16 protein-coding genes are annotated in these 19,008 nt (G+C 37.1%); 5 read left to right on the top strand and 11 right to left on the bottom strand.

Going from position 1 to position 19,008, the window contains the following annotated elements:
* Positions 1-392: 392 nt before the first annotated feature.
* Positions 393-2,297, bottom strand: coding sequence for a molecular chaperone DnaK (gene dnaK, locus ACJJVW_RS12295; protein WP_298325653.1), 1,905 nt, complete (start codon positions 2,295-2,297; stop codon positions 393-395).
* Positions 2,298-2,612: 315 nt separating this feature from the next.
* Here dnaK and ACJJVW_RS12290 point away from each other — a divergent pair, with 315 nt between their 5' ends.
* The 3 genes from ACJJVW_RS12290 to ACJJVW_RS12280 all read left to right on the top strand — a co-directional run bounded on the left by ACJJVW_RS12290 (position 2,613) and on the right by ACJJVW_RS12280 (position 5,943).
* On the top strand, positions 2,613-3,305 hold the full coding sequence (locus ACJJVW_RS12290) for a TetR family transcriptional regulator C-terminal domain-containing protein (RefSeq protein ID WP_405252193.1): 693 nt from the start codon (positions 2,613-2,615) through the stop codon (positions 3,303-3,305).
* Positions 3,306-3,360: 55 nt separating this feature from the next.
* Positions 3,361-4,686 (top strand): ABC1 kinase family protein, encoded by a 1,326-nt coding sequence (locus ACJJVW_RS12285; protein ID WP_405252191.1) that lies wholly within the window; start codon positions 3,361-3,363, stop codon positions 4,684-4,686.
* A 249-nt stretch (positions 4,687-4,935) separates the two neighbouring features.
* Positions 4,936-5,943, top strand: coding sequence for a 3-oxoacyl-ACP synthase III family protein (locus ACJJVW_RS12280; RefSeq protein ID WP_405252189.1), 1,008 nt, complete (start codon positions 4,936-4,938; stop codon positions 5,941-5,943).
* A gap of 83 nt (positions 5,944-6,026) precedes the next feature.
* Here the strand turns inward: ACJJVW_RS12280 and ACJJVW_RS12275 are convergent, their stop codons facing one another.
* The 3 genes from ACJJVW_RS12275 to ACJJVW_RS12265 form a co-directional block, all read right to left on the bottom strand.
* On the bottom strand, positions 6,027-6,554 hold the full coding sequence (locus ACJJVW_RS12275) for a YfiT family bacillithiol transferase (RefSeq protein WP_405252187.1): 528 nt from the start codon (positions 6,552-6,554) through the stop codon (positions 6,027-6,029).
* 105 nt (positions 6,555-6,659) lie between these two features.
* On the bottom strand, positions 6,660-7,592 hold the full coding sequence (locus ACJJVW_RS12270; RefSeq protein WP_298325667.1) for a peptidylprolyl isomerase: 933 nt from the start codon (positions 7,590-7,592) through the stop codon (positions 6,660-6,662).
* A 159-nt stretch (positions 7,593-7,751) separates the two neighbouring features.
* Positions 7,752-8,243, bottom strand: a complete 492-nt coding sequence (locus ACJJVW_RS12265) for a metallophosphoesterase (protein WP_298325670.1) — start codon at positions 8,241-8,243, stop codon at positions 7,752-7,754.
* A gap of 49 nt (positions 8,244-8,292) precedes the next feature.
* Between ACJJVW_RS12265 and truA the strand changes: the two genes are divergently transcribed.
* Positions 8,293-9,066, top strand: coding sequence for a tRNA pseudouridine(38-40) synthase TruA (gene truA / locus ACJJVW_RS12260; protein WP_405252184.1), 774 nt, complete (start codon positions 8,293-8,295; stop codon positions 9,064-9,066).
* Positions 9,053-10,819, top strand: a complete 1,767-nt coding sequence (locus tag ACJJVW_RS12255) for an ABC transporter ATP-binding protein (RefSeq protein ID WP_405252182.1) — start codon at positions 9,053-9,055, stop codon at positions 10,817-10,819. The genes truA and ACJJVW_RS12255 overlap by 14 nt, the downstream gene beginning before the upstream one ends.
* 57 nt (positions 10,820-10,876) lie before the next feature.
* Here the strand turns inward: ACJJVW_RS12255 and ACJJVW_RS12250 are convergent, their stop codons facing one another.
* The 7 genes from ACJJVW_RS12250 to ACJJVW_RS12220 form a co-directional block, all read right to left on the bottom strand.
* Positions 10,877-11,995 (bottom strand): adenylate/guanylate cyclase domain-containing protein, encoded by a 1,119-nt coding sequence (locus ACJJVW_RS12250; protein ID WP_405252180.1) that lies wholly within the window; start codon positions 11,993-11,995, stop codon positions 10,877-10,879.
* Between the two features lie 115 nt (positions 11,996-12,110).
* On the bottom strand, positions 12,111-13,124 hold the full coding sequence (locus ACJJVW_RS12245; protein WP_405252178.1) for a DUF3667 domain-containing protein: 1,014 nt from the start codon (positions 13,122-13,124) through the stop codon (positions 12,111-12,113).
* 24 nt (positions 13,125-13,148) lie between these two features.
* Positions 13,149-14,144: a DUF3667 domain-containing protein gene (locus ACJJVW_RS12240; RefSeq protein ID WP_405252176.1), complete on the bottom strand. Its 996-nt coding sequence runs from the start codon at positions 14,142-14,144 to the stop codon at positions 13,149-13,151.
* Positions 14,145-14,148: 4 nt separating this feature from the next.
* A complete protein-coding gene (locus ACJJVW_RS12235; RefSeq protein WP_298325686.1) occupies positions 14,149-14,922 on the bottom strand; it encodes a diadenylate cyclase in 774 nt (257 codons plus the stop codon).
* 215 nt (positions 14,923-15,137) lie between these two features.
* Positions 15,138-15,695, bottom strand: a complete 558-nt coding sequence (locus tag ACJJVW_RS12230) for a thioredoxin family protein (RefSeq protein WP_405252175.1) — start codon at positions 15,693-15,695, stop codon at positions 15,138-15,140.
* A 188-nt stretch (positions 15,696-15,883) separates the two neighbouring features.
* Entirely contained in the window at positions 15,884-17,773 is a 1,890-nt protein-coding gene (gene htpG, locus ACJJVW_RS12225; protein ID WP_405252174.1) for a molecular chaperone HtpG, read from the bottom strand.
* Positions 17,774-18,023: 250 nt separating this feature from the next.
* On the bottom strand, positions 18,024-18,683 hold the full coding sequence (locus ACJJVW_RS12220; protein ID WP_013749676.1) for a hypothetical protein: 660 nt from the start codon (positions 18,681-18,683) through the stop codon (positions 18,024-18,026).
* Between the last annotated feature and the right edge of the window lie 325 nt (positions 18,684-19,008).

Genomic DNA, 19,008 nt, shown 5'->3' with positions numbered 1-19,008 from the left:
CGACGAAATACACAATTTTCCCGCTATACCACTTCGCTATTATTGATTATCAATTAATTACAAATCTTAATATTTTCTTCTAATATCAAAAACATAGAAAAAACTTACAGTAATTCACTGTAAATATGGACATTACCATATGAAAAACATCTAAAATATCACTTCAGATTTAATTGTAAGAACATAAGAATTAGATAAACTCCAAGTTGTTGTATAAATACAATTAGAAAAAAAGACATAAAAAAAGTCTCACAACATACGTTGTGAGACTTTTCTATTATTGATTTGAAGTTGTATGGGATATTAAATCATACGTCTCAAATAATTCCAGTTTCGCGAAAATGATTACTTCACTTCCTCAAAATCTATACTTCGACTTCGCTCAGCACAGGCTACTTAACTTCTTCGAAGTCTACGTCTTCCACATCACTAGCGGTATCTGCTCCTGCATCTCCTCCAGCTTGTGCATCAGGTCCTGGTTGTCCAGCTCCTTCTGCTTGTGCTTTATACATTTCTTCAGAGGCTACTTTCCAAGCTTCGTTGATTTTATCAAGTGCTGGAGTAATAGCATCTACAGATTTAGTTTCATAAGCTGCTTTCAATTCTGCAAGTGCATCCTCGATAGGCTTCTTCTTATCATCAGATAATTTATCGCCAAATTCAGTTAGTTGCTTTTCCGTTTGGAAAATCATACCATCTGCTTCGTTGATTTTGTCTGCAGTTTCTTTTGCTTTTGCATCAGACTCTGCATTTGCTTCTGCTTCTGCTTTCATCTTTGCAATTTCCTCTTCAGAGAGACCAGAAGATGCCTCGATACGAATATCTTGAGATTTTCCAGTAGCCTTATCTATTGCAGAAACTTTAATGATTCCGTTTGCATCAATATCAAAAACAACTTCAATTTGAGGTACTCCACGCTGTGCTGGTGGAATATCCGTAAGTTGGAAGCGTCCTATTGTATTGTTATCTGCAGCCATTGGTCTTTCTCCTTGTAGTACGTGGATATCAACACTTGGTTGATTATCTGCCGCAGTAGAGAATACTTGTGACTTTTTAGTAGGGATGGTAGTGTTAGATTCAATAAGCTTTGTAAATACATTACCCATTGTTTCAATACCTAATGAAAGTGGAGTTACATCAAGAAGTAAAACATCTTTTACATCTCCAGTAAGTACACCTCCTTGGATAGCAGCTCCTACAGCTACAACCTCATCAGGATTTACTCCTTTTGATGGTGCTTTACCAAAGAATTTTTCTACCGCTGCCTGTACTGCAGGAATACGAGTAGATCCTCCTACTAATATAATTTCATCTATATCGCCTGTACTTAATCCAGCAGCCTTAAGTGCTGTTTGACATGGCTCGATAGTTCTTTTTACTAAATCATCAATAAGTGCCTCAAACTTTGCACGACTTAATGTACGTACTAAGTGCTTAGGTCCAGATGCTGTTGCAGTAACATAAGGTAAGTTTACCTCTGTAGATGTAGATGATGAAAGCTCAATTTTTGCTTTCTCAGCTGCTTCCTTAAGTCTCTGTAGTGCCATAGGATCTTTACGAAGGTCCATGTCTTCCTCAGCTTTAAACTCATCTGCAAGCCAATCGATAATTTTTTGATCTACGTCATCTCCACCTAAGTGTGTATCACCATCTGTTGATAATACTTCAAAAACTCCGTCACCTAACTCAAGGATAGAAACATCATGCGTTCCTCCTCCAAAGTCAAATACAACGATTTTTTGATCTGTATCTTTCTTATCAAGTCCGTAAGCTAGTGCTGCTGCAGTAGGCTCGTTTATGATACGCTCTACTTTAAGACCTGCGATTTCTCCAGCTTCTTTAGTAGCTTGACGCTGACTATCATTAAAATAAGCAGGTACAGTAATTACCGCACGAGTTACATCTTGTCCTAGATAATCTTCGGCAGTTTTCTTCATTTTTTGAAGAACCATTGCACTAAGCTCTTGTGGTGTGTATAAACGTCCATCAATATCAACACGTGGAGTGTCATTATCACCTTTTACAACATTGTAAGCACTACGATCTGCTTCTTTAGTACTATCGCTGTACTTGTTTCCCATAAAACGCTTGATAGAAGCAACCGTCTTTGTAGGGTTTGTTACAGCTTGTCTTTTTGCAGGGTCTCCCACCTTAATCTCACCGCCTTCTACAAAAGCGATTACAGATGGTGTAGTTCTCTTACCTTCTGCATTAGGGATTACCGTTGGTTCGTTACCTTCCATTACAGCAACGCACGAGTTGGTAGTACCCAAGTCAATTCCTATTATTTTACTCATTATATATGTATTTAAGTGTTATTAATTTTCAACAAACACAAATAGACAAGGAGTATGCCACTAGAGAAAGTATGACAAGGTGTCACAGCTAGGCATATGCAGCTAGCTATTATAAGACAGATGCGTGTATAATGTTGTTACGCTTTCGCGAAAGCGTACTTCTAACACTCTCCTATATATCTATAGCGTCAAATATGCATCTCTATTACAGTCATAGAGTTTCATATAATTTGAAATAATTTTAACTTAACTTTTGTTTAATCAAATCGCCACAATGATAAACATAATGTATCTTTACATCAAACAACAAGTATTATGGCAACTACAAAGACACCGACTAAAAAAACAACTGCCAAAAAGAAAGCAGTTACTTCTACCATGATTATCTCTGCATATATGGATTATGTATTAGAACATGGGGAGGAGCCAAAGACTATATATAAATTTTGCAAAGACCTAAAAATTGAAGAATCAGAATTCTATCAATTTTTTGGATCTTTTGATAACCTTAAAGCTGGTATTTGGAATGCTTTTCACACCAATACTGTAGCTGTGCTACATATGGACAGTGATTATGACAGCTATCCAAATAAGGAAAAGATGCTTTCTTACTTCTTTACGATGTTTGAATTGCTCACAGCAAATAGAAGTTATGTCTTATTTTCTCTAGACAGGCATAAAAACATGCTTAAGAATATGAGTCAGCTCAAGGAGTTGAGAGGACATCTCACTTCATATGCATCAAACCTTATTGAAGCTGGCAATGACGATAAGAACTATAAGATTACAAAAAATCCTGTTCGTTTATTTAGCGAAGGAGCATGGGTACAATTCTTATTCTTATTAAAATATTGGATGAGTGATAACTCTCCAGGATTTGAGAAAACAGATGTAGCTATTGAAAAATCTGTCAATGCAATTTTCGACATTTTTGAGACTACACCTTTAGAAAGTATTATTGATTTTGGCAAGTTCTTGTTCAAAGAAAACTTTGGCTCAAAATCATAAAGACTAAGTTCTTAAATAATAAATTTTAATACACATCCCTCTTGGGATTCCATATATGAAAACAATAGACCACATACCTACTAATAAACTCCAGAGAGCTTCTAAGCTCGTTACCACTGGCGTAAAAGTAGGCGCTAATTATGCCAAGTATTACGGCAAGAAAGTGGTTAATCCTTCCTTAACAAAGGATCAACTCAATGAAGATAATGCTGAGGATATTTATGACGGCTTAAAGAGTTTAAAAGGTAGTGCACTTAAGGTAGCACAAATGCTTAGTATGGAGAAAAACATTATGCCTAAAGCGTATGTAGAAAAATTTTCTTTATCACAATTTTCAGTTCCTCCACTTTCTGCACCCTTAGTGCGTAAGACATTTAAAAAATATTTAGGTAAATACCCAGAAGATCTATTTGATACGTTTGCGGCTCAAAGTGTGAACGCGGCCAGTATAGGCCAAGTTCACCAAGCGACATTAAATGGGAAAAAACTTGCTGTGAAAATCCAATATCCAGGAGTCGCAGACAGTATCAGTAGTGATCTGGCATTAGTAAAACCTATTGCAAAAAAGATGTTTAATCTTCAAGGTGAAGGAAAAGAAAAATTCTTTAAAGAGATAGAAGACAAGCTTCTCGAGGAAACAGATTACAACCTTGAGCTTGCCCAAAGTATTGCCATGACAGAAGACTGTGCAGCAATACCTAATCTTACCTTTCCTAAGTATTATGAAGACTTATCAAGCGAGCGCATCCTTACTATGGACTGGATGGATGGCGAGCACCTGAGCGAATTTGTAGCACATAACACCAATCAAGAAGCTGCCGATAAATTAGGACAATCATTATGGGATTTTTATATGTATCAAATGCATGTGCTCAAACGTATACATGCAGATCCGCATCCTGGGAATTTTATGGTAGATAATGATAATAATCTTATCGCAATAGACTTTGGTTGTATTAAGCATGTTCCAGAGGACTTTTATATTCCTTATTTCGAACTAGCAGAGCCTGCAAATATTAATAATCCTGCTGTTTTTGAAGAGAAACTATATCAGCTAGAAATACTGAGAAAAGATGATGATGCAGATACTGTAACATTCTTTTCGGCACTCTTCCACGAGATGTTGAGTTTATTTACACAACCCATGCAACAAGAAGATTTTGACTTTAGAGATAGTACGTTCTTTGATCAAATAGCAGTGCTAAGTGAGAAATACAGTAAGGATACAGAAATACGCAAAATGAATGGAAATAGAGGAAGTAAGCACTTCTTGTATATAAACAGAACATTTTTTGGACTTTATAATTTGATGCATGACTTAAAGGCACAAATTAAGGTCAATAATTTTAAAAATTATATCGCTACAGATTCTGTAGCATAAACGGTAATAAGTGTACCGTAATCTTTTACGGTACTTTATTGGTTAGGTTGTTTTTTAAAAGAGCGCTTTTAGTCGGGCGCTCTTTTTTATGTCTTCATGTCATTAAACTATGCGTGCATAGCAATTGACACATTTACGCTTTATCTCCGCCGTGTAAAAAAGTATCTTTACACCCGAGAAATTGATTAATACGCTTTCGCGAAAGCGTATCTACTCACAAAACCCTCTTTCAAACACACATCACACACTATGTATAATTCTAAAATTACCGGTCTTGGTAAATACGTTCCCGAAAACGTCGTAACAAATGATGATCTATCAAAACTGATGGATACTAATGATGAATGGATCCAAGAACGTACGGGTATAAAAGAAAGAAGACATATAAAAAAAGGTGATGGCAACTCTACTGCCAAAATGGGTGTAAAAGCTGCCGAAATCGCAATAGAACGTGCAGGCTTGACAAACAAGGATATCGACATGATTGTTTTTGCAACGCTTAGTCCAGACTACTACTTCCCTGGATGTGGTGTTCAAGTACAACACTTGATGGGTATGGAGACGGTTCCTGCACTAGATGTGCGTAACCAGTGTTCTGGATTTATATATGCCCTAGCAACGGCAGATCAATTTATAAAATCTGGCATGTATAAAAATGTACTTGTCATAGGGTCAGAAAATCATAGTGGAGGATTAGACTTTACTACTCGAGGCCGTAGTGTGTCTGTCATATTTGGTGACGGTGCAGGTGCAGCGGTACTTTCTCGTGAAGAGGACAATAGTAAAGGTATTCTCTCTTCACATTTACATAGTGAAGGTGAGCATGCATTAGAGCTTTCTCTTAAAGGACCAAGCACAGAGCAATGGGTTCCAGAGCTTATAGAGACCAATCCACAAGAGGATATTCCATATTATCCACACATGAACGGGCAATTTGTATTTAAAAACGCCGTAGTACGCTTCTCTGAAGTGATTATGGAGGGATTACAAAAAAATAACTTACAGGTAGAAGATATTGACATGCTTATCCCTCATCAAGCCAACTTACGTATCTCACAATTTGTGCAGAAAAAGTTTAAGTTAAGCGATGATAAAGTTTACAACAACATCCAGAAATACGGTAACACAACCGCAGCTTCTATCCCAATTGCACTCACAGAAGCCTGGGAAAATGGTAAAATCAAAGAAGGTGACACTGTTGTCCTTGCTGCTTTTGGTAGCGGATTCACTTGGGCCAGCTCTATTATAAAATGGTAATTACTTGTAACTAGTACATTGCTGTCAAATAAAAATCCCACATAGTAAACTATGTGGGATTTTTTTATGTGTTAAACATATCACTACCAATTGCTCCTTTTTACTAAATTTTCAATATGCGCATAGTGATGGTTACTATGCCATGCGTAGTGTCCTAGGTTTTCTTTTAGAGTAACTATCTTATTTCCGTCTGGGTGCGTGAAGGTTCTTTTATAGTGTGCTTCTGTCATTACTTTTAGTAATTGCACCAGTTTATGATGGATCACCTCAAGATGTCGCAATGACCATTCTATAGGTGATGCTTCTAGATCTGGCAGTAATGTCCATGCCTTCTCGTCATACGCCTTGATAATAGGGTTATCTTCTGTAAGTGCCCATTTAAAACGTATGTAACTATTGTGATGACTATCTGCTAGGTGATGCACCACTTGTCTTACTGTCCATCCTTCTGGTCGGTAAGGAGTATCTAGCTGCTGGTCACTTAAATCCTTTGTGAGGCTTCGTAGTCTAGCTGGTAATTGGTCTAAAGTATCAATCCACGCTGTGAGATGCTCTTGAGTAATTTGCGCAGGTGCTTGAAATTTTCCTATAGGATATTGTAGTGTTTCCATATCATCAAAAATAGCAAAGCTTTGCGATACAAAACATTATTGACTCAATTCCATAAAAAAAGGTCTGACGCAAGTCAGACCTTTTAAATATGTATCAAAAACTAATTACTTTACAGCAACAAGCTCTACGTCAAACACCAATGTTGCATTTGGAGGAATTACTCCACCTGCACCAGCGCTTCCGTATCCTAAATCTGAAGGAATTACTAAGCGTGCTTTATCTCCTACGTTTAATAAAGAAATACCTTCATCCCATCCTGGAATTACTTGCCCTACTCCTAATTGAAAGTCAATAGGTTGGTTTCTTTTAAATGAGCTATCAAACACAGTCCCATCAGGAAGTGCTCCTTTATAGTGTACAGAAACTGTTTTACCTTTTTCTGCTTTTGCACCAGTACCTTTTTGTATAATCTGGTAGCGTAGTCCACTAGCTGTAGTTTCAAAACCAGTTGCTAGCGCTTCAATTTCTGCAGCTTGTGCAGCTTTTTCTTCTTCAACACGTTTTGTTCTTGAACCTTCAAAAGTTCTAAAAGCTTCAACTGCGTTCCATGCTTCTGCCTCTGCTCCTACTCTAATGATTTCGATTTTTGTCATCTCATCACCTTGAGCCACTGCATTTACAACTTCTTGTCCTTCTACAACGTTTCCAAAAACAGTGTGCTTACCGTCTAACCAATCTGTAGGGATGTGTGTAATAAAAAACTGAGTTCCGTTTGTTCCAGGACCTGCATTTGCCATAGAAAGTTTTCCTGGAGCATCATGCTTTAAGTCTGGGTGAATCTCGTCATCAAATTTGTATCCTCCATCACCAGTTCCTGTTCCTAGTGGGCAACCACCTTGAACCATAAAATCAGGAATTACACGGTGAAATTTTAATCCGTCATAATATGGAGTTCCTTGAGGCTTTTGTGAGTTCTCAAGATTTCCTTCTGCTAGCGCCACAAAGTTTCCTACCGTTCCTGGTGTCTTCTCGTGCTCTAATTTTAAAATGATTTCGCCTTTTGGCGTATGTATCTTTGCGTAAATTCCGTCTTTCATTATCCTTATTTTTAATGAGCTGCAAAGATACTATTTACTAGTGGGAAGGCAAATATGCTTGCGCGAAAATATTACAAACCTCCACATTGTCAGCTTCAAGTAATACAAGGCTTAACTTGCAAGTCTTACAAATTGATTATCAATAGCTAAGAGCAACAGCTACCGCGCTACCTCAATCACCTCAAGATTCTCAATCTTGCCTGCATGAACCGTAAATCTAAGCATGGTGCGCACTTTATGAAAACCATGTTTTCCTATTGCTCCTGGGTTCATATGTAAGAGGCCTCTTTTTTTATCTGGCATCACTTTTAAGATGTGACTATGCCCGCAAATAAACAGCTTAGGTGGGTTACTATATATCTCATCGCGTATTGCTGGCGAATATCTTCCTGGATAACCGCCTATGTGAGTAATCAAAACATCTACCCCTTCACAAGTAAACCTATTATTGAGCGGGAATTCTTGTCGTGCCTCGGTATCATCTATATTTCCAAAAACAGCTCGTAGCGGTTTCCGTTTTGATATAGCGTCTGTTACTTTTAAGTCACCTATGTCACCCGCATGCCAGACCTCATCTGCCCAATCGACGTGACCCAAGATATGATTATCTATGTAACTATGTGTATCGCTTAGTAGGAGTATCTTTTTCATTTGAGTGCGCTTTCGCGAAAGCGTATATTTGCCACAAAAATACAACACAGTGCGTTATTTTATCGAGCTTTCTTACTTTGGAAAACACTACCACGGCTGGCAGCGTCAACCTAATGCCGTTACCGTGCAAGAAACGATAGAGAAGGCACTATCTATGATTTTGAGAAAACCAGTCCAAATCATGGGTGCTGGACGCACTGACGCTGGTGTGCATGCCACACAGATGTATGCACATTTTGATTGGGATGGCGAGCAGTTTACTACTCAAGAAAGCATAGAAAAACTTACCCATAAATTCAATCGTCTTTTACCAAAAGATATAGCCTTTAAACGCATTTTTCAAGTGGCAGACAAAGCACATACACGTTTTGACGCCACTAGTAGGTCTTATGTGTATCGCATAGGGAAAGAAAAAAACCCATTTACATCAGATCACGCCCCAACAGTACGGAATGAAGTGCATATTGAAGCTATGAATAAGGCGGCAGCGATCCTGCTTGACTATAGTGATTTTGAGTGTTTTTCTAAATCAAATACTGACGTGAACACCTATCTTTGTGATATTACACGTGCAACGTGGATAGAGACCGAGGATGAGTATCATTTTCACATTACGGCAAATAGATTTTTACGTAATATGGTACGAGCCATTGTAGGTACTTTACTAGAAATAGGCGAAGGAAAGAGAGACATCGCATGGATGCACGAGGTAATAACTGGCAAGAGTAGATCACAGGCTGGAAAATCAGTTCCCGGACGCGGTTTGTACTTGACAGAGATTTTATACCCAGAAACAATTTATAAAGATCATGGCAGAGACTAAAGGAAAAGCTTTTGATACGCAATTATTTAAACGTTTACTCGCTTTTACGACACCGTATCGCAGTAGATTATATATAGCTGCTATAGCTGCCGTAGTACTTTCTCTTTGTGCTGCGCTCCGCCCATATTTCCTTAAAAACGCCATAGATTTAGGAATCTCACAACGATCTAGTGATGATTTATTCCATTATCTAGGGCTTATGGCCGCTGTACTTTTTGGTGAGGTTTTATTTCAGCTGCTATTCATTTATTTTTCTAACTGGATAGGGCAACAAGTAATTAAGGATATAAGAGTAAAACTCTTTGATCACATGCTTACGTTCAAGATGCAATATTTTGACAAGTCGGCAGTGGGGAGATTAGTAACTAGAGCTGTAGGTGATATTGAGACCATCTCAAGTATCTTCTCTCAAGGTCTCTTTATGATTATTGCAGATTTATTGAAGATGAGTGTCGTTCTTGCATTTATGTTTTATGAGAGCTGGAGACTTACGCTCATTGTTCTTGCTGTTTTCCCGGTGATTTTATATGCAACTCGTGTATTCCAAAAAGCGATGAAAGTAGCTTTTGAGGAAGTACGCACGCAAGTAGCAAACCTTAATACCTTTGTACAAGAACGTGTGACTGGGATGAAAATCGTACAGATTTTTAACCGTGAAGCTATCGAACATAAAAAATTCCAAGCGATTAATAAAAAGCACATGGACGCGTGGAACAAGACGGTTTGGTACAACTCCATCTTCTTCCCTATTGCAGAGATATGTACTTCTGTCACCATAGGTCTCATCGTGTGGTACGGAGGTCTTAAAGCTGCGCAAAGTGACATCATCACCATAGGATTAATCACTGCGTTTATAAGCTATATCCAGATGCTTTTTACACCACTTAGACAGATAGCAGATAAATTCAACACCCTACAAATGGGAATGGTTGCTGCAAATCGTGTTTTTGGCATTTTAGACACGCAATCTTCTATACAAGATATAGGAACCTTAGAACTTGACAACGTACAAGGTAAAATAGACTTTGAAGATGTTAGATTTTCTTACGTAGAGAATGAAGAAGTACTCAAGGGAATATCACTTACTGCAGCACCAGGGCAAACCATTGCCATTGTAGGATCTACAGGTGCTGGAAAATCTACTATCATCAACTTACTTAGTAGGTTTTACGAGATAGATAGCGGTAAGATATTACTAGACGGGACAGACATTAAAGACATAAAACTGAACAATCTAAGAAATGAGATTGCTGTCGTGTTACAAGACGTATTCCTCTTTGCCGACACTATCTTAAACAATATCACGCTTAACAATCCTGACATTTCTGAGGAAACGGTGATAGAAAGTGCAAAGACCATAGGCGTTCATAAATTTATTTCTAGCCTTCCTGATGGATATCACTATAACGTAAAAGAGCGTGGCTCTATGCTTTCTAGCGGCCAGCGCCAGCTTATTGCTTTTTTAAGAGCCTATGTAAGTAATCCATCGATTCTTGTACTAGATGAAGCTACTTCATCTGTAGACTCACACAGTGAGCAACTCATCCAAAAAGCGATTAATAAAATTACTAAAGGAAGAACCTCTATTGTCATTGCTCACCGTCTTGCTACTATTAAAAAAGCAGATCAAATTATTGTAATGGAAAAAGGTAAAATCATCGAGCAAGGAACACACAAAGAACTTCTCGCTAAGGAAGATGGACATTACCGTAATCTTTATGAAGTACAGTTTACACAAGCAGAGGCTAGCTAGTTCTGACTATTAATCTGTTAAGCACATTTTCGCGAAAGCGTATATAGTTTGCAAAGATTAGTCAATATTACCTTGCTCAAAAGTTACTAGCGATACCTCCTCCTTTTTACCTTTAAGAAGCTCATCACCCATAGATACTACTCGCGTAGTGCCTGGCAACTTAGGTAATATACTTGCAAATGCTTTTGACGCGAGTATATCAACACCCTTCTCATTACACATGCTCTGGATACGTGCCGTAGTATTAAGTACGTCTCCAGAAAAAGCAATATCTCTCTTTATTTTGCCCAGCTCCCCTACTGTAACTTGGCCATAATGAAAGCCAACTTTAAAATCTGGCAAGGCATTATAGCGCTTGTAATATTTTATAGATTTCTTGTAGATTGTATTTTTCATACGATAATAGCAGCGCAAGGCATTTGCATTTTTTACGCCGTTCTTCATCTTCCAAGTGATAACAACCTCGTCACCTACGTATTGATATACCTCGCCCTTAGTTTGCATAATAGCTGGAGCGATATCATTAAAGAAATCCTTTAAAAAGTTGAAGTATTCTTGTTCGCCCAGTTTTTCGGCGATTCTGGTGGCATCTCTTATATCTGCAAACATGAAAATGCGCGTCTCAGTTTTAGGATGAAAATAACGCCCCATCAAATAATCTGGAAAAACGCCTGGACCATACTTATCATTAATCATAAGGATGATAAGCGTTAGAATGACAATAAACAGCCACACCACAAAATTCTTAATAAATATGTGCTCTGTATAAAAGGAAATCACACGTTCATAAAGTAAATCACTAGTAAGTTGTAAGCCTAGGTAATCTGCATAATAGTAATATGCACCAACCGTACCTACAATAAACGCTATAATGACATAGAGCAACGTGATGTAAATAAGTGCTCTCCAAAAAGCATATTTACGTAACCACAGCTCCATAATATTAACGGTAAAAATACCTCCTATTAAACCTGCCATGATAGACACCAGTAAGTTTGCCTTAAAGGAAACTTCAAAATCAAAATCTGATGTAAGTGCATCTGCAGATACGAGTGTTGCGTAGTCATAAAGAAAAATAATATTTGCAACCAGCATCCACGCAAAGAGAATCCACAAGGCACGCCTTACATAGAATAGAATCTCATTATTGGTAAATTCTTTTTTAAATAGTTTCATATATTATCTTATGCTGCGTCTATCAAAGTACCTTATATATACTAACAATCACTACTCGTTTAAGAGATATTTGTGAGAAAATTTATTGTTGTTACGCTTTCGCGAAAGCGTATATCTACTGAGGTCTATTTTTAATCATATCTGGAGTGATCTCTAGCTCATACTCTAGACGTTTGAGGCTGTCTTGTTTTATGGAGTCTTTGATTTTTCTACGTTCTGCTTGCTCAAGAGCTGGCTTCATCATATTGCCCATAAATGAATTTTCATCAATGTCTAACTTCTCCCCTTTGGCAATCTTGACACCTTGCGCTGCTCCATATATCATAAGAGGAATAATTGAAAAGCAAGAGAACGCTAGTATAATGACTAAAAACAAGGAGCTCTTCAAAATCACATTGGCGTTATCTAGTTGATATAGTCGTTTCAACACATACACAGTAAATACAAATAATAGGAAAACAGTTACAAAACTAAATGCAAAAAGTAGTGTTGTGTTCCAAATAACCAATAGGTTAAGAGTAACTGATATTATTGATATATGAGAATATGTGTACAGATATATTACAAAATGTTCAACTAGATTATAATTTTTATAATTCCAAAATACAAGCTTAGATATAAGCGCCATAATAGGAATACTAAGAAACATATATATGGACTGATATTCCATCATAGTGTTTGTAACAGTCTCGGTCATTTCTATTTGAGCACTTGCCGCATCTACTCCATAGAAGCTAGATTGAGCAGATATAAAATCCTCAAGAAACCAACCCTTTAGTATAAATGAATAAAATCCACTCAAGGTTATCGCTATAGCAAAATAACTAAAAGCCGGAAGGTACTTCTTGCGCATCCCATTAATGTAACCACCTATCACATCTTCTGGCTGGCGAAACATTGCTACAAATGTTTTTACAAAGGAATTTTCTAGATTAAAAAATCGATCTACAAAGTCTTCTAGTAGGTTACGCCATGTGAGTTTATTGTAAATACGCTTACCACCACAGTGTGAGCAAAACCTTTGATCTAGTGCTATAAATTGCTCGCAGTTTACACAGGTATCCTTTACTTCTAGTTGGTTCTGTTTCTTTTTTAAAGCTTTTTTCTCAGCGCGAGATAACTTAGACATAGGTTGGTTTTAATATTCAAGAGATTAGTTGAGCGTATCTTTTACGATTTGCACAGCTGCTTTGACACTATCTACACGTATAGAGTCCTTTGCTTTTACAGCGGCTTCTCTAGCTGCTCTGGCTATTTCAGATTGCTGTTTTACATCTGCTACAAACTCATCAAGCATACCAGTGGTATACATAATCCCACCCACAGCACTCATAAAAAGACATGATAGCGGTAATAGTATGGCAAGAAATAATATAGTTTTAAGTATAGCCTTTTCGATTGTTAAATCAAATATTCTATAGAGTACATAAATCGTATAAATTATAGGAAATACAGTAGTCACCACTCCTAGTATCATCTGTGCCATATTTGACCAGATGAAGAGCATACCAAGCACAGACATTAAAATCTGAACCTGAGAATAGGTGTATAAATAGATGACAATGTGCTCTATAAAATTATATTGCTTATAGTTCCAAAAAACCAGTTTTGAAATCACAGCATACAGCGGAATACACAGAAAACTAAAGAGACTTTGATAATCAAACACAAAGTCCATGTAATCATTCAATACTGTAGTATCAGGGGATTTGAATCCGCTAGCAAATCCATTTGAAAACTCTGAAAAACTCTCAGAATCAATAAACCAATTTCTAAAGAAAAAGGTATAGACACTCGTTATTGTAAGTGCTACAGCAAAATATCCAAAGGCAGACATGTATCTTTTTCTAAGACCTTCTACATAGCCATGGATTACATCTTCTGGTGCGGTAAATAATACGATAAACGTTTTTAAAAATACATTCTCAATATTGAGAAAACGTTCTGTGAAGTCCTCTAGAAGATTACGGGTGTTGAGCCTATTATACATGCGCTTTGCTCCACAATGAGAACAGAATCGCTGGTCTAGTTGTAATGGGGTTCCGCAGTTTTTACAGTGGTCAGAAACTACGAGGACATCTCTGATTTTTTTAGCAAGCTTACTACTCTTTTTATCTAGCTTACTATTATCTGATGGTTTCTTAGACATGGCGTTACATTAATTCTTGTTCTAATAAAACACGCAGCTCATCTATGGTATCAAAAAGCACAAATTCACCATCCTTTATATAGTTTATAGCACCACTTTCTTCACTTACCACTAGAGCAAGTGCGTCTGTCTTTTCTGTAATTCCAACTGCTGCTCGGTGTCTAAGTCCAAAGCGTAATGGAATATTGCGTTCTTGAGTTACAGGCAAAATAACACGAGTTGCTGTTATTTTATTATCCTCAATAATCATTGCACCATCGTGTAACGTAGAGTTCTTATAAAAAACACTTTCTATAATAGGTCTATTTACCTCAATCTCCATACGGTCTCCCGTATCTTTTACAAATTCTAGACTCGTTGCCCTTCTTATTATGATAAGTGCACCTGTCTTGGTGTTACTCATATTCTCACAAGCTCCTAGAATTGCATGAATATCTAGATTGAGAACACCTTCTTTTTTTGAAAAATTAAAGTTTTTAAATAGTCCGCCCTTCGTGAGATTTGTGCTTCCTATGAGTAATAAAAACTTTCTAATTTCTTGTTGGAATACTACAATGAGCGCAAACATACCTACGCCTATAAACTGCCCTAGTATGGTACTAAGCATTTCCATTTTGAGAAGTACTGTGAGTTGCCAGATAAGATAAATCACCACAATACCTATAAAGATATTTATAGCAACTGTACCCTTAACAAGCCTGTATAAGTAAAACATCAAGGTAGCAACGAGCAAAATGTCGATACCGTCTAAGATGCGCAGATTTTCTAAAATTTCCAATAGTCTAGGATTTACGTAAAAATAGCAGAAAAAGGGAGAGCAAAAAATCTAGCACCTAAAAACTTAATTTTAAGTGGCACTACTTTGATTTTGCGGTCTTTACTTTCGGCTTACTTCTAGACTGCGACTCTAACGCTTACTGATATTTAAGAATTTTAAAAGATATATTTATTGAGTCACGCTTTCGCGAAAGCGTACTAATCCCACTACACTATTTATGATTTCCACTTGATGTTACAACCCATACTTGGCTTCTGGAGGGTAGATTGGGGCTTACTATTGAAAATGTTATCTAGCGCCTCTCTAAGATCACGTCCATTTACAGGAATTCCATTACCCGGACGACTATTATCAAGCTGACCACGATATACTAACTTGTCATTAGGTCCAAAAACATAGAGATCTGGAGTACATGCCGCCTTATAGTTTTTTGCTACCTCTTGTGTTTCATCAAGTAGATAAGGAAATGTGAAGTTGTTTTTACGAGCATTTTGCCACATTATCTCTGGCCCATCTTGCGGATACTTAACAATATCATTACTGCTTATGGCAACAAACCCAAAACCAAGCACGCGGTAATCATTTGCAATACGTACAATCTCGTCTATCACATGAACAACAAAAGGACAGTGATTACATATAAACATCACCACGGTACCGCGTTCTCCTTTTATGTCGTGGTAACTACACAGCTGATTTGTAACTGTATCTATAAGTTGAAATTCTGGAGCTTTTGTACCCAGATCGAGCATGGTAGAAGGAGTAAGTGACATGATATTTTTTATTTATTAAATGTAGTCGTTTGCAAAATAACAAGTGAAGTTATTGCGCTACTATCTCATAGGACGGTAAGCTACTTAAAAAGTTACGCTTTTATAAAATCAAAAAGCCACTTTCCATAAATGAAAAGTGGCTTTTATAAAATTTACTTCTTACTAGATATAAATAATATCGAGTAAAATTATTTAATCATCTCGTAAGAACGTTTGATAAAGCTAGTAAGTTCCTCTCCTTTAAGAAGATTTTGAGAAAGCTTTGCTAGATCAAATGACTGTGTGATTAAGCGCTTTTTAGTGTCTTCTGAATCTGCATTGAGAATTTCTGACACAAGTGCATGGTTACCATTTACGACAAGGTTGTACATCTCTGGCATATTACCAAACATGTTCATACCACCGCCACCGCCAGTTTGCTGCATCTCTTTCATACGACGCATAAATTCAGGTTGAGTAATGATAAATGGTGCAGCGCTACTGTCCATCGCTTCTACTTGAACCGTATAAGAAGTAGTCCCTATCGCTTCTGTAATGGTAGTTTTTACAGTTTCCATCTCCTCGTCAGAAAGTTTAGAAATCTCTTCTTCTTCTTTCTTGATAAGATTATTGATGTGATCTCCATCTACACGCACAAAGCTCACATTCTCTTTACTTGTCTCCAGTTTTTGGATTAAGTGCGGTACAATAGGAGTATCTAGTAATAATACTTCATATCCTTTTGCTTTTGCACTCTCTATGTAAGAGTGTTGCCCATCTTTATCACTTGCATAAAGCACCACCATTTTACCATCCTTATCCGTCTGGTTGTCTTTTATTTTTGCTTCAAGCTCTTCCCATGTAAAGTAAGAATCATCTACAGTAGGGTATAAAGCAAACTTATCTGCTTTTTCAAAGAATTTATCTTCAGATAACATTCCGTACTCGATTACGAGTTTAATGTCATTCCATTTCTTCTCAAAGTCTGCTCGATCACTATTAAATAATGACTTAAGCTTATCTGCTACTTTTCGTGAGATGTAACCAGAGATTTTCTTTACGGCACCATCGGCTTGTAAATAGCTACGTGATACGTTAAGTGGAATATCTGGAGAGTCTATTACTCCGCGTAACATTGTCAAGAAATCTGGTACAATACCTTCTACATTATCAGTTACAAAAACTTGGTTTTGATATAACTGTATGCGATCCTTCTGCATGTTCATATCCTGTCCTAACTTAGGGAAGTATAAAATTCCTGTTAGGTTAAAAGGATAATCTACATTTAAGTGAATGTTGAATAATGGCTCATCAAATTGTGATGGATATAATTCTTGGTAGAAGTTCTTGTAATCCTCATCCTCTAGATCTGCAGGTTGCTTAGTCCATGCTGGTTCTGGGTTGTTGATGATATTATCTACCTCTTGTGTAGGTGCTGGATCTTCTGCCTTTGCATCTTCTGGCTTAGGAAGTGTTTCTGTCTTCATACCAAACTTAATTGGCACTGGCATAAACTTGTTATACTTTGCTAGTAATCCAGAGATGCGGTTTTCTTCAAGAAACTCTAAGCTATCATCTGCAATGTGTAGTATGATTTCTGTTCCTCTATCTGTTTTATCTGCCGCTTCAAGTGTAAAGTTAGGGCTACCGTCACACGTCCAGTGTGCTGCTGGCTCATCTTTATAAGACTTTGTGATAATCTCTACGGTAGATGCTACCATAAAAGCAGAGTAGAAACCTAGACCAAAATGACCTATAATTCCAGTATCTTTTGCTCCTTCTTCATACTTATTTAAAAACTCCTCTGCTCCAGAAAATGCTAGTTGGTTGATGTACTTTTCAACCTCATCTTGTGTCATACCAAGGCCTTGATCGATAATGTGAAGTTTCTTTCCTTCTTTATCAATCTTAATCTCAATTTTAGGATTTCCATAATCTACACTAGCCTCTCCTATTGAAGTTAAGTGCTTTAGTTTAAGTGTTGCATCTGTTGCATTTGAAACGAGCTCACGGAGAAAGATCTCGTGATCACTATATAAGAACTTTTTAATAAGCGGAAAGATATTCTCTACCGATACATTAATTTTTCCTGTTGACATGTTATATGTGTTTTGATTTGTAATAATTCTTTCTCGCTTAAAGCGAAAAAAGTACCACAACGACATAAGTGACAAACTGACATTTTACAACCTTTTAAAGATGGTAGCTTCTTGTTTCTATCTAGTAATACACCTACAATGACAGAGTTTTAAGTGTGAGTAATAACGCTTTCGCGAAAGCGTAAAAAAAAACATCCAGCATCTATACGATACTGGATGTTTTATATATTCTTACACTAAGCTATATACTTTATAGACTAGCCGTTAATTTGTCAATAGATGGATATTTTACTGCTTTTACATTAGACACATCATAACCAGAAAATCGTTTCATATAGCTACGTATGTTAGTACCGAAGGCATCTGCAAAACCTATTTCTCCACCAGATCTTAAAAATTTCTTTACACTACCAGGTCCAGCAAGGTGAGCTGCGGCAAGTATACCGGACTCCGTCACTCGTACTCCTGCAATCCATCGTCCTTCAAAACGCTTAATATCACGTCTAAGAACCCATTTATTACGGGAAGCATTTAATAAAAAAGCCTGTTCTTGAAGTAGCGGATCTTCTAAAAACTCAGATCCATCTGTAATACCTAAAAGGTCCAGAGTGGATGCACCAAATTGATACTTCCCAAGGTAACCAAAACGATTAATTGTTAAGTAATCACCTCTCGATTCTTTAAAAGCAAGTGCTTCTTTAAAACCTGTATAATTTTTTCCGGTAAGTGGTGTGGGGTTAAAAACAAATGGAACTTCTTCAGTTTCATTAGGAAGGGCAACGCTATAATCTAGAGATGTTCCATCTGTAGCGTAGTGAGTAAAATCATATGTTTCGTCAGATGTTGGGGAAATCATCAGAATACCTAACATAAAAGGTAATACAGTAACTTTAGTCAAGTTTCTTAGCATAGGGTTGCTTTTCGATCGCCAAAAGGTCATAATTAAAACCTTTCTTAAAGTGCTCTCTATTTCGGCGCGCAAAAATACAACTATCTTGAGTAATGGACAAGCCTAATCGGCAAATCACTCAAAAGCACTGTTCTGTGCTCATTTACTTGCATTTATGAGGTTATTCACACCTCTTACGACACCTAACAGACTTAAAAACGCTCACCTCTCTACAATCAATCCCACTTCAAAACGTCAATTTACACTACTAGACGATACAATAACAGTGCAAAAGTAGACCAGAAAACTTCCTCAATAGCAAGACATAACACTACTTTAACATAAG

Source organism: Dokdonia sp. Asnod3-C12 (genome assembly GCF_045063975.1).
GTDB lineage: Bacteria > Bacteroidota > Bacteroidia > Flavobacteriales > Flavobacteriaceae > Dokdonia.
The sequence above is the reverse complement of the archived record's forward strand: the minus strand, read 5'-3'. Positions and strand labels throughout refer to the sequence as shown.

Coding starts and splice junctions, on each gene's coding strand:
- ACJJVW_RS12245 (WP_405252178.1), bottom strand. CDS start 13,124: ATGTCTAAGTTATCTCGCGCTGAGAAAAAAGCTTTAAAAAAGAAACAG.
- ACJJVW_RS12240 (WP_405252176.1), bottom strand. CDS start 14,144: ATGTCTAAGAAACCATCAGATAATAGTAAGCTAGATAAAAAGAGTAGT.
- ACJJVW_RS12275 (WP_405252187.1), bottom strand. CDS start 6,554: ATGGAAACACTACAATATCCTATAGGAAAATTTCAAGCACCTGCGCAA.
- ACJJVW_RS12285 (WP_405252191.1), top strand. CDS start 3,361: ATGAAAACAATAGACCACATACCTACTAATAAACTCCAGAGAGCTTCT.
- ACJJVW_RS12265 (WP_298325670.1), bottom strand. CDS start 8,243: ATGAAAAAGATACTCCTACTAAGCGATACACATAGTTACATAGATAAT.
- ACJJVW_RS12255 (WP_405252182.1), top strand. CDS start 9,053: ATGGCAGAGACTAAAGGAAAAGCTTTTGATACGCAATTATTTAAACGT.
- ACJJVW_RS12220 (WP_013749676.1), bottom strand. CDS start 18,683: ATGCTAAGAAACTTGACTAAAGTTACTGTATTACCTTTTATGTTAGGT.
- htpG (WP_405252174.1), bottom strand. CDS start 17,773: ATGTCAACAGGAAAAATTAATGTATCGGTAGAGAATATCTTTCCGCTT.
- ACJJVW_RS12280 (WP_405252189.1), top strand. CDS start 4,936: ATGTATAATTCTAAAATTACCGGTCTTGGTAAATACGTTCCCGAAAAC.
- dnaK (WP_298325653.1), bottom strand. CDS start 2,297: ATGAGTAAAATAATAGGAATTGACTTGGGTACTACCAACTCGTGCGTT.
- ACJJVW_RS12230 (WP_405252175.1), bottom strand. CDS start 15,695: ATGTCACTTACTCCTTCTACCATGCTCGATCTGGGTACAAAAGCTCCA.
- ACJJVW_RS12250 (WP_405252180.1), bottom strand. CDS start 11,995: ATGAAACTATTTAAAAAAGAATTTACCAATAATGAGATTCTATTCTAT.
- ACJJVW_RS12290 (WP_405252193.1), top strand. CDS start 2,613: ATGGCAACTACAAAGACACCGACTAAAAAAACAACTGCCAAAAAGAAA.
- ACJJVW_RS12270 (WP_298325667.1), bottom strand. CDS start 7,592: ATGAAAGACGGAATTTACGCAAAGATACATACGCCAAAAGGCGAAATC.